This window comes from Nitrososphaera sp. (genome assembly GCF_037447015.1).
GTDB lineage: Archaea > Thermoproteota > Nitrososphaeria > Nitrososphaerales > Nitrososphaeraceae > Nitrososphaera.
On record NZ_JBBIHK010000056.1, the window covers coordinates 1 to 9512 of the forward strand.

General features: G+C 54.6%; 14 protein-coding genes. 8 read left to right on the forward strand and 6 right to left on the reverse strand.

Annotation, left to right across the window (positions count from 1 at the left end):
* The first annotated feature begins 258 nt into the window (after nt 1–258).
* Nucleotides 259–1323: a hypothetical protein gene (locus tag WKI84_RS12390; RefSeq protein ID WP_337863870.1), complete on the forward strand. Its 1065-nt coding sequence runs from the start codon at nt 259–261 to the stop codon at nt 1321–1323.
* On the opposite strand, the gene WKI84_RS12395 is transcribed toward WKI84_RS12390, so the two are convergent.
* Together WKI84_RS12395 and WKI84_RS12400 are read right to left on the reverse strand one after the other, a co-directional pair.
* Entirely contained in the window at nt 1320–1448 is a 129-nt protein-coding gene (locus WKI84_RS12395) for a hypothetical protein (RefSeq protein WP_337863871.1), read from the reverse strand. The genes WKI84_RS12390 and WKI84_RS12395 overlap by 4 nt on opposite strands.
* A 192-nt stretch (nt 1449–1640) precedes the next feature.
* Complete coding sequence (locus tag WKI84_RS12400) at nt 1641–1928, reverse strand: peptidylprolyl isomerase (protein WP_337863872.1); 288 nt, start codon at nt 1926–1928, stop codon at nt 1641–1643.
* A gap of 266 nt (nt 1929–2194) precedes the next feature.
* On the opposite strand from WKI84_RS12400, the gene WKI84_RS12405 reads away from it, so the two are divergent.
* Nucleotides 2195–2521 carry a hypothetical protein gene (locus WKI84_RS12405; RefSeq protein ID WP_337863873.1) on the forward strand — a complete coding sequence of 109 codons (327 nt, stop codon included), beginning with the start codon at nt 2195–2197 and terminating at the stop codon, nt 2519–2521.
* A gap of 32 nt (nt 2522–2553) precedes the next feature.
* Here the strand turns inward: WKI84_RS12405 and WKI84_RS12410 are convergent, their stop codons facing one another.
* Nucleotides 2554–3132, reverse strand: coding sequence for an HD domain-containing protein (locus WKI84_RS12410; protein ID WP_337863874.1), 579 nt, complete (start codon nt 3130–3132; stop codon nt 2554–2556).
* 81 nt (nt 3133–3213) lie between these two features.
* On the opposite strand from WKI84_RS12410, the gene WKI84_RS12415 reads away from it, so the two are divergent.
* Nucleotides 3214–3882: a DnaJ domain-containing protein gene (locus tag WKI84_RS12415; protein ID WP_337863875.1), complete on the forward strand. Its 669-nt coding sequence runs from the start codon at nt 3214–3216 to the stop codon at nt 3880–3882.
* 63 nt (nt 3883–3945) lie between these two features.
* Here WKI84_RS12415 and WKI84_RS12420 read toward each other — a convergent pair whose 3' ends face one another.
* Together WKI84_RS12420 and WKI84_RS12425 are read right to left on the reverse strand one after the other, a co-directional pair.
* Nucleotides 3946–4323 carry a nuclear transport factor 2 family protein gene (locus tag WKI84_RS12420; protein ID WP_337863876.1) on the reverse strand — a complete coding sequence of 126 codons (378 nt, stop codon included), beginning with the start codon at nt 4321–4323 and terminating at the stop codon, nt 3946–3948.
* A 9-nt stretch (nt 4324–4332) separates the two neighbouring features.
* Complete coding sequence (locus WKI84_RS12425) at nt 4333–4773, reverse strand: hypothetical protein (RefSeq protein WP_337863877.1); 441 nt, start codon at nt 4771–4773, stop codon at nt 4333–4335.
* A gap of 79 nt (nt 4774–4852) precedes the next feature.
* Here WKI84_RS12425 and WKI84_RS12430 point away from each other — a divergent pair, with 79 nt between their 5' ends.
* From WKI84_RS12430 to WKI84_RS12445, 4 genes are all read left to right on the forward strand, one after another.
* Nucleotides 4853–5317, forward strand: coding sequence for a helix-turn-helix domain-containing protein (locus tag WKI84_RS12430; protein ID WP_337863878.1), 465 nt, complete (start codon nt 4853–4855; stop codon nt 5315–5317).
* Nucleotides 5318–5388: 71 nt separating this feature from the next.
* The gene (cobI, locus tag WKI84_RS12435) at nt 5389–6123 is read left to right on the forward strand and encodes a precorrin-2 C(20)-methyltransferase (protein WP_337863879.1); all 735 of its coding nucleotides are present in this window, start codon (nt 5389–5391) and stop codon (nt 6121–6123) included.
* Nucleotides 6107–6922 (forward strand): precorrin-4 C(11)-methyltransferase, encoded by an 816-nt coding sequence (cobM, locus tag WKI84_RS12440; protein ID WP_337863880.1) that lies wholly within the window; start codon nt 6107–6109, stop codon nt 6920–6922. The genes cobI and cobM overlap by 17 nt, the downstream gene beginning before the upstream one ends.
* Nucleotides 6923–7177: 255 nt before the next feature.
* Nucleotides 7178–7624 (forward strand): hypothetical protein, encoded by a 447-nt coding sequence (locus WKI84_RS12445; protein ID WP_337863881.1) that lies wholly within the window; start codon nt 7178–7180, stop codon nt 7622–7624.
* Here the strand turns inward: WKI84_RS12445 and WKI84_RS12450 are convergent.
* Nucleotides 7613–8248 carry a hypothetical protein gene (locus WKI84_RS12450; protein WP_337863882.1) on the reverse strand — a complete coding sequence of 212 codons (636 nt, stop codon included), beginning with the start codon at nt 8246–8248 and terminating at the stop codon, nt 7613–7615. The two genes, WKI84_RS12445 and WKI84_RS12450, sit on opposite strands and share 12 nt — an antisense overlap.
* 185 nt (nt 8249–8433) lie before the next feature.
* On the opposite strand from WKI84_RS12450, the gene WKI84_RS12455 reads away from it, so the two are divergent.
* Nucleotides 8434–8826: a hypothetical protein gene (locus WKI84_RS12455; protein ID WP_337863883.1), complete on the forward strand. Its 393-nt coding sequence runs from the start codon at nt 8434–8436 to the stop codon at nt 8824–8826.
* Nucleotides 8827–9512: the final 686 nt, after the last annotated feature.

The window sequence follows — 9512 nt, forward strand, 5'->3', positions numbered from 1 at the left end:
TACAATGAGGACGCCAAGACGGAGTACAGGAACGTCGCCATAACGCCGATGAGCTAGATGGACGGACACAGAGACACTGTAGCAGAGGATGCAAAGAGGGATGAGAAGTATCTCCTTTTACTGCCCCCTCCACAGGAGAACGCGCACTCTCTTTTGGTGAGCCCTGAAAGTGTGTCCCGCCGGTGAGCGAGCGCATGAGGCGGCGAGAAAAATACCCAAAAGACAAGCGATAAGGCGCCGGCCTGCGATCATTGCACTGTGAGAAAAGATGCACTTGCCGGGATAATTGTCTTCGTACTGCTGACAGGAGGAGCTGTGGCGCCGCAGGTCGCGTACGCAAACCAGCTGGACGCGCTGATGCTGCCTGACAGGGACGCGTCAGGGATCCATCTGACCGCGTTCCGCACCATCGAGCTTCGCTACCCTGCTGGAAGCACGCTTGCGGCCATGCTCGACGGCGCAAACGAGAGAAAAGAGTTTGTCGCAAACGGCAGCAGCGTGCAGGGGCTTGTCGACGCCATAAACAGGGCGATACGGGAGGGCCAGAAGAGCCCGGTCGTGGTGGAGAACGTGACCCTGTCGTACGTAGCTACAGTCAAGGGTCAGCAGGACAGGGCGCAGGTGGCAGTCAAGGTGGATATAAAGGGAGACATAAAGGGGTACGTGCTCCAGAAGGAGGTGCCCGGCAACAGGTCTGCCATAGTCGACCTGGACTGGAGGAACTTTGTAGTTGACGGGCCTGTCATGGTCAGCGCAGCCGATGAAGACGGCGGGGCAGTGGTGGTGGTGGCGACGGCGGCAAAAACGATAGACATCAACACGCCGCAGGGCGCGCTGCAGGCGGTCATGCCGCAGCTTGCCGACAAGCTCCAGGGCGCAGAAAAGATAATGCGCGACCCGATCCTCGACTTTAGCAGGTTCAACCTGCCCATGAAGTCCTGGCACTACCTGTTCGACGTGACGGGCGCGCAGCTGAAGAACTATAACGTGTTCAGGGAGGGAGAGGGCGGGACCGTCTCGATACACTCGATAGGCGAGAGCAGCTTCCGCGAAGGCACGTACCTGCCAAAAGAGGTGGACGCAGAGATACAGGTGGACGGCGCCCAGGTGAAAATGCACGCAAGCACGCCGGCGCCCTCGGGCCAGATAACGATAGCAGGCTACTCCAAGGTGCAGGAGAGCGGCGGGACGGAATATGCGGAGGTGAGCAGCAGGCACGCAGGCGTGGCAGACCCCCTGGGCTTCCAGTTCCAGGTGCTGATGGTGCTTGCCGGGATGATGGGCGCAGTCGCCGTGTTCGTCCTATACAGGGCCAGAAGCTAGTAGTAGCAGTACTTCCAGCTGCCGGTGGCGTCTATGCCGTTCCAGAGCGTGCGGGACGGCCGGGCGTCGGCCCCGTGCTCGTCCCTCACCCTGTGCTCTATGGAGAAAAACATGTTTTTCTCCATTGCATCGGCGCCGCCGTCTGCGTAGAGCTCCCTGCCTATCTCGGCTATCCTGTCCTCCTCTTCCTCCTTCCTTCTTCTTTTTGTCTTCTGTGTCAGCAGCAGAGAGCATCAGAAGCAGGCGCTTCTTTTTTGATGCACGAAACGACAAGGTCGAAAAGCTCTTCTTCCAGGTAGGCGTCCATGTGCCGGCGGTCAGTCCACCCTCTTGATTATGTGGTAGCCAAACTCGGTCTTGACAGGCTCTGTCGACATCTGCCCCTTTTCGAGCTTGAACGCGGCCTCCTCAAAGGGCCTGACCATCATTCCACGAGTAAAGTAGCCGAGGTCGCCCCCGCGCTTGCCCGAACCCCTGTCTATCGAAAGCTCCTGCGCCAGCTTGGAAAAGCTCTCGCCCTTTTTGAGCCGCTCAAGCAGGGCAAGGGCCTCGCTATGCTTCTGGACGAGTATGTGCGAGCACCTGATCTTGTTGCTGTTTGCCATTTCTATATTACAGAGAGATGAAGAGGAAGGAAGGTGAATAACCTTTTGCCGTACCGCCAGGAAGAGTGCGGATGGCGCGTCTGCCCCGGCTCTCTAGCCGCGGCGCCCCGTACGCGTCCGGTACAGCACCGCGGCAGAGCCGAGCGCGATGGCAAAGAGTGAGGGGAGGGTGAGGGGGGTGGGGGTGGGTGAATTTACGTACGTGCGGCGTGGAAACCAAGATATAAAGAGAGGAACACATATGCAGCGTTACAACAGAATAGAACATGCCATCTTCTTCTTCCTCCCCTCCTTCCGACGAGCTGCCGCCGGCCCCTCCTCCGGGCCCGGTGCCTTTCCCCACTCTTACAATCATATACTTGCCAGCAGAGGCCGCCTCCATGGCAGAGGACGTGAGCCTGAAATACCCGAACAGCACGCTTGAGGACTGCATAGGGTTCTTCCACGGCAGGGAGAGGCAGTACAAGAAGGTGACGATATGGAGCCAGGGCATAGACAGCCTGTGGATGGACGCCGTGATAGCAAAGGCAAAAGAGCTTGCTGCGGTAGAGTTCATCACCGTCGTATCCGGCGGCGTGATGCTGGTGCTCTAGCCAGCTAGTCGCTGCTGGCCGCAGACTGCCGCCTACTTGATCTCGTAGAGCGCGACTGAGAGCTTGAACGCAAACCGCTCGTCGGTGCCCTGCGCAAGCGGGACGACGTATTTCTGGGTCTCCTCCTTGTACCTGAGCGCCCTGTCCCGGTACGCGTGGTTTTTCAGCGACCTTGCCATCTCCAGCCGCTCGGCAAGCTTGACAAGGCGCGCCTCCCTGGGCTCCTTGGCAAGCCGGGCGAAATACTCTTCCGCCTTGCCCTTTGGGGGCTCTGTGGCCAGCCTGACCGTGGCCGCGACCTTGTCGCCGCACTCGGCCACAATGTCGGCCTCTGGCAGGCCGCTTTCAAGCGAGTCGTGCAGGAGCGCGGCCGCCACGAGGTCGCAGTCGCGCACCTGGAACTCCTCTGCCAGGATGAGGGCCACCCTGAGCGAGTGGTTGATGTGCGGCTCGCTGTCGCCGGCCGACGAGTGCTGGCCCCTGTGCGCCTTGTTCGCAAGGGCAAACGCCCTGGTCAGCTTGACCACGTCGTCAGTGTTATTCTCGAAATGCTTCAAAAGGCGCGCAAAGCCGGCCTTTGTAAAATTGTCGAACCCCTGCTGTTCCACCACGCCATTTCGTTCTTTTGGAGCCCTTATAATTAATTCGGAAACAAAGATAATAGCGGCCAGCACATCTCCCCCTGTTCACGTTTGGCCGACAGCAAGGGCTACTATGCCATACTGGGCGTGCCTGAAAGGGCGACGCAGCTTGAAATAAAAAAGGCGTACAGGCGCCTTGCTAGGAAATACCACCCCGACAGGAATAACGGCTCGGCGCAGGCCGAGGACATGATCAAGAAGGTGAACGCCGCGTACGAGGTGCTGTCCGACATACACAGGCGGGCCCAGTACGACAGGGACGGCATTGGTTTTGGCGACACGGGCAGCGGGCAGCAGCACGAAGAGCAAGAGGAAGAGGAGCGGCACGAACAGGCTCACCACCACCACTACCAGCAGCATCACCACCACGAAGAGCAGCAGGAGCGGACACGCGCTGAAAGGCTGCGGGCAAGGAAAGAGGCTGCTGCAGAACAACAGCAACAACAGCAGCAGTATTACGCGGGGCCCACCGCGATCGAGACGCCAAAGAGCAGGTTCCACATCATTGTCGAGCCGTCGCTGTGCATGGCGTTTGGCAGCTGCGAGACGCTGGCGCCAAAGGTGTTCGTGGTCGAAAAGAACAAGCGCGTCAACCCAAAGGCCAGGGTGGAGTCGGAGCTTGGCGCAGACCTTGACACCATCTACGCCGCGGCCCAGACGTGCCCCACAAAGGCGATCAAGATAATCGACCGCTTTACCGGCGAGCAGATATTCCCGTAGCGTCGATGACCTGTTCCCCTTTGCTTGCAGGCCTCCCCGCCTTTTGCCCGGCCACGTAAAAAATCATTGCATCCCAAAAGCTTTTGAGAACTCCCGGGGGTCGTAGTATATCCTCTGTTCAGCTATTTTTCCGCTGCCGGAGACCCGTATCCAGTCAGCTATGACCACGGAGAAGGTCCCGGCGCCGGAGGGGGTACCCAGCTCTATCTCGTAGATGGAGCAGACGTCGTTTCCATCCTCGAACTGTTTCAGCATCTTCCAGCCCTTGTGGAACCTGATGAACTGCCCGAGCATTTTGATATAGTCCGGCGAGCCCGCGGTCCTGATCAGCGGCCCCGCAAAGGTCATGTCTTCAGACAGCATCTCCTCCAGTCCATCGGTCTGGTTCCTGTTGTTCGTTAGATCGTAGAAGCTGTTTACCAAGTCTAGAGCTTTGCCCACGCCGCACCACTACTCCCAAGCATATACTTTGACGGCCGCTTCTCCATTCAGGGGATTCCCGCCGCCGGAGACTATGCCGATCGTCGAATTAACCCAAGAGTACCTGCTTGAATTCGTGTGGAAGTAGACCATCCCCTTTCCGTAGATGCCGCCCTCCCGCTGAAAGGTGAGGTAGAGGAACGCCTTTACGAGTATGCTCTCTCCGTCATCGGTTTTCAGGGTGCCGTGTATGTCCGCCACCGAGGGGCCGCCGTCGGCTCTGGCGGTTATCGCGGCAACGCCTGCAACTTTTCCTGTGAGCTTGCCCCTGATCTCGTTCAGGAAGTGGAAGTCGAATCTCGCCTCTCTGTGGCCAGCCTGCTTCCCGGCCAGAAAGTCCTCGAACTTTACCCCATAGTCCGCGATTTCGGTCACGTTTGGTTTTTCTTCAAACAAGATTTCGCCCAGCATGTTGCTTACCTTATCGCTCTTACTATACTTGGGTAAGTATTTAACTTGGCAAGTGCTGATCTGGTAAGCAACTGAAACAATGGAAACGCGCATGGACGATCAGGCAGGCCGGAAGAAGGGAGGAGGAGAGGCATTTGACCAAATAAAGCGGTGCCCGGTCTACAACACGTTCAGGATCATCGGCAAGAAATTCACGATCCTCATCATCCGGGACATGATGTACAATGACAAAAGCAGGTTCAACGAGTTCCTGGAGACCGTCGAGGAGATAAACCCAAAGACGCTTTCCGCTAGACTGAGAGAAATGGAAAAAGATGGGCTGATACGGCGCAAAATCCACCACGAAAGGCCCGTGAGGGTGGAATACGCCCTGACAGAAAAGGGAAAGGCACTGAGGCCGATCCTTGAGCAGATGTCAGAGTTTTCGTTTCGGTACTGTCCCAGGGACGTGTTCAGGGACGGAAAGCCCCGGACCGTCAGCGAGGTTGTCGCAAGCAAGGTTTTGGCAGGAGATAGGGGCGGACCCGGGGTGCAGGGAAAATGACCCGGCGCAGGCCGGCCGCGTCGGCGCCTCGCATATTATAAATTGCTGCAGGCCGGCGCTCTTTCTCGTATATGAAGCTATACTGCGTCGGGTGCGGGCCGGGCGACCCGGAGCTTTTGACCGTCAGGGCAGTCAACCTCATCAAGAACGCAGAGGTGATATTTGCGCCCACCGCCAGGGAGGGCAAGCCGAGCATCGCGCTCTCGGTCGTGGACCAGTACATCGACAAGTCGGCGGCAAGGACCGCAAGCCTCGTGTTCCCGATGGTAAAGGATAGAGAGTCGCTCAAGGATTACTGGAGGCGAAACGCAGACGAGATAGCAGGCGCAGTCAGGTCCGGCAAGAGGGTGGTCTACCTTACCGTGGGCGACCCTGCGCTCTACAGCACGTGGATATACGTCCATCGGGAGCTGAAAAAGAGCCACCCGGACATCGAGGTGGAGATAGTGCCGGGCGTGGCGTCCATGTTTGCCATCGCCAACAAGGCCAAGATATCGCTTGCAGAGGGCGAAGAGACCGTGGCCATAGTGCCGGCGTGCTACGACATGGACAGGGTAAAGAGGACGGCGGCTGCCTGCGACACCGTCATTTTCCTCAAAGACGGCAGGTACTTTGACAGCGTGATAGAGATGCTGGGCGAGTCAGGCTTTCCGGACGACGCGACCATCGCGATAGCGCAGGACGTGTCGGCGCCGGAGGGCGAGATACTTGAAATAACGAAGCTGTCGGAGCAGAGGGGCAGGAAGGGGCCCGCAGAAAAGTACTTTTCGATAATGGTGGCAAAGAAAAATGCAAGAGGACAATAATAGTAGTAGTAGAAGAGAAAAAAAGAAGACAGTCTATTTCGTCGGGTCCGGCCCGGGCGACCCGGAGCTGATAACGCTGAAGGCAAAAAGGCTGGTCGAGCAGGCAGACGTAATCGTCTACTCGGGCTCGCTCTTTAACCCCAGGAACCTGGAATACGCAAAAAAGGGCGCCGAGCTGCACGACGCGGCGCTCATCGACCGCGAGAAGATATACCAGCTTTTGCGCGACGCGGCGCTTGCGGGCAGGCTTGCAGTCAGGTTCCACGACGGCGACCCGGCGCTCTTTAGCACCATAAGGGAGCAAATAGACAGGCTCGAGTCGGACGGCATAGAGTGCAAGGTGGTGCCCGGCGTGACTGCCATCCTCGGCGCGGCTGCCGACCTGCGGCTTGAGCTGACCCTGCCCGGCATCACGCAGACCCTGATAATAACGAGGGCCGAGCTCCGCACGCCGGTGCCAGAGCGCGAGTCCATCGCCGAGCTTGCCAAGCACGGCGCCACGATGGCGTTCTACCTCAGCGTCCACCTGATAGGCGACGTGGTAAAAGAGCTCCTGAAAGGAGGCGTCTATACAGAGCAGACGCCTGCCGCGGTGGTGTACAGGGCGACCTGGGAGGACGAAAAGATAATCAAGGGGACGCTTGGCGACATTGCCGAAAAGACAAGGAAGGAAAAGATAATCAAGACTGCGCTAATCATCGTCGGCGACGTGATAGCGCCCAAGAAATACGAGCACTCGAAGGTCTACGACGCAGGCTTTACGCACGGGTACAGGCGAGCGGCGGCGCCGGAAAAGTAGATTCGATTAATTATGTGAGAAAATCGCTCCCTCCGAGCGTCCAATGCAACAAAAGCGGTGCATAATCCGTTGCACAGGCGCGAAGGTCAAGCTAGTCCTGAAAATGTACAGTCACTAAACTTATTTCTGAAGGTTAATCAAGCATCACTAACAAATTTTCCAACTTTATTATCTGTTATTTGGTATACCTATCCCCTACCACGTTGGTGTTTCTGACAGTTTTAGGTACGATACAAAGGAAGAGGTAGATGGTTAGTGGCTCAAGTCGTAAGAAGAAAGAGCCGTTTACGGGTCAAGGGATTAAAGGTTAAGGATAGAGGGAAGATCAAAGAAGCCATCGCGATCAGTGTCCAAAACGGCAATTACACTACTAGAGAGATAGGTGCAGACATTGGCAAGGACCATAGCACCGTCTCACATTATCTAACAGAGATGGAAAAAGAGGGTAGCTGGGGAATCAAGCGCGATGCCAATGGAAACATCATAGTCTCGCTGCAAAAGCAACTGAGCCAAGACTACAGAAAGCTGGAAAATGAACCGTTCAACCAACTGCCATCTATCCAGAAATGGATAACGTTTCTCAAATCAGGCGGAATTCCTGAACATATTAAAGCGCAGATAGCAAAGTCAATCCACGTAAGGTTTGATACTGTTGTTCTGAATACTGTTGGATCAGCGCCGCACAGCTCGTCACTCGCTTGAAAAATCTTCCAAACCTGATTTGGGCAATTGTTTTGTTGTCCGCTTGTAGTATCCCTCTTTCAAGTCTATGAGGTAGTTGTAGAAAACTAGTACATCAAGAATGGCCTTGACTGGCTGTTTGTTTCCAACGATGTCTCGCCCTAGGTCGTACATCTCTGCTTTTGCAAAGGCTCTGTTGCCAAACTTTTCATCAATCCTCGTTACCGCCTTTGCTAGCAGCGAGTCTCTCTCATAAAATGAGCCAAGGTTGATAATGTAGATTTTCTCGCCCTCTACCGATACGTACGCCTTTATCCTTTCGGGACCTACCAAGCTCCTGTGGTATGTGTACTTACCCCTCTTTCCGTTAATCACCTTGTCAGCATAGGTGGTGAGAAATGGGTTGACATCAAACTCCGGGTCAATAGAGTATTCCAGTGGCGGCCCGTCTTTAACGACCGTCTGCGGGTTTGGATTCAGAAGGGCTTGAACATCTTTAAGCATATTCGGAAAGATAGATACTTGCTCGCCATAGCCCGTTCTTTTGATTTTCAGAAAGCCCCACTTTCTAAGGTCGTCGTATGCTTTGGTTGATTCTCCTTTTTCTGATGTGGCAATGCCCTTCATCGAGTCTTCCCTGGACATATGCCGCTCACCGATGCAGTTAGAATAGTATAATTTCCTGAGTATGGCAAGGTGATACCGGTTAAACGTACAAGCTTCCCCCGTGCTCGCACATCACGCAAAACATGGCATGATGTTACGCCATAGAAGATATAAAGATTACTAAAATCGATACGTATAATACATACTCTGTGTCATAATAGACTATGAACGTTAGCGAAGAATTTGGGAGCCCAAAAGGGGTTCTGGAGTGGCTTGTTTCCGGAAACGCATCGGCTAGACTTCTGGATTTCTTTGTAACAAACAAAGAGTTTGACTACTCTGAGACGGACGCCGCAGAATCATCTGGAGTATCTTTAAGGACTGTATCCAGAGAGTTGCCAAAGTTTGAATCTGCAGGGATCATAAAGTTCACAAGAAACGTGGGAAGAGCGAAGATGTATAAATTTGACCAGAATTCAGAGATCGCAAAGTATCTGGAACAATTTGTGTTTGCAGCTGCAACTAGGCGGATCGAAGCATCAATGAAAGAATCCGACCTGCAACAAATCTCTACTATTGGCGAGAACCTAGAAACAGCCCGGTTGGAAAACCGATAATTTACGGCGGGAATCGCTGAAATAATCTAGAGAGAGCAGGAAAAAGATAGTAAAAAGACAGAGAGAGACATCATCAAGTCGGATGCTGCTGGGATTTCGAGTTTTTCCTTCGTAAAGTAATAGCTACCCGCTGCGAATTTAACAGCGTCTAGTGGTTTGTCATGAATTCACCAGATAGAAGATTGTTGAGATGAATGTAGACCCGCCAATAGCTTGAGAGATCCTAGCAATTAGTTGCTATCTTGCTATCGTTTACGGTGCATTAGAATGTACAAGACTCCAAGCACCGCAACAGGTACTGCGCCAAGGACTATAACTGCAGACCAATTGACCTGAAAAGCTCCTGTAATGCAGTCAATATGCCAAGGTACGAGTGGATCCTGTCTGTCGTCGGAGGAGCAACCTTCCACCGGCTTCTTTCCGGCGGTGAGTATGTGCTCGCCTGTTTCCACCCGCGAATATCCTCCGACAAAAATCTGTGCGACCTCGGGGTTGGAACTTATTTCGAGGTCCACCGGCCCTTCAGATGTTTGCGCGCTCAGGGCGATTGTGCGTACACCATCATTATCACCATCACCATCGCCGCCTACATCAGCAGCTAGACTGTATGAAGACACATCGCATTCCTTAATTGTAGAGTGCCACAATTAATGTCCATCTAGCGTGCCAGGATTACTGTCCATCTT

Excerpts from the sequence above, each read along its gene's own strand:
- WKI84_RS12425 (WP_337863877.1), bottom strand. The coding sequence starts at position 4,773 with ATGCTGGGCGAAATCTTGTTTGAAGAAAAACCAAACGTGACCGAAATC.
- WKI84_RS12450 (WP_337863882.1), bottom strand. The coding sequence starts at position 8,248 with ATGTCCAGGGAAGACTCGATGAAGGGCATTGCCACATCAGAAAAAGGA.
- WKI84_RS12430 (WP_337863878.1), top strand. The coding sequence starts at position 4,853 with ATGGAAACGCGCATGGACGATCAGGCAGGCCGGAAGAAGGGAGGAGGA.
- cobM (WP_337863880.1), top strand. The coding sequence starts at position 6,107 with ATGCAAGAGGACAATAATAGTAGTAGTAGAAGAGAAAAAAAGAAGACA.
- WKI84_RS12405 (WP_337863873.1), top strand. The coding sequence starts at position 2,195 with ATGCCATCTTCTTCTTCCTCCCCTCCTTCCGACGAGCTGCCGCCGGCC.
- WKI84_RS12455 (WP_337863883.1), top strand. The coding sequence starts at position 8,434 with ATGAACGTTAGCGAAGAATTTGGGAGCCCAAAAGGGGTTCTGGAGTGG.
- WKI84_RS12395 (WP_337863871.1), bottom strand. The coding sequence starts at position 1,448 with ATGGAGAAAAACATGTTTTTCTCCATAGAGCACAGGGTGAGGGACGAG.
- WKI84_RS12400 (WP_337863872.1), bottom strand. The coding sequence starts at position 1,928 with ATGGCAAACAGCAACAAGATCAGGTGCTCGCACATACTCGTCCAGAAG.
- cobI (WP_337863879.1), top strand. The coding sequence starts at position 5,389 with ATGAAGCTATACTGCGTCGGGTGCGGGCCGGGCGACCCGGAGCTTTTG.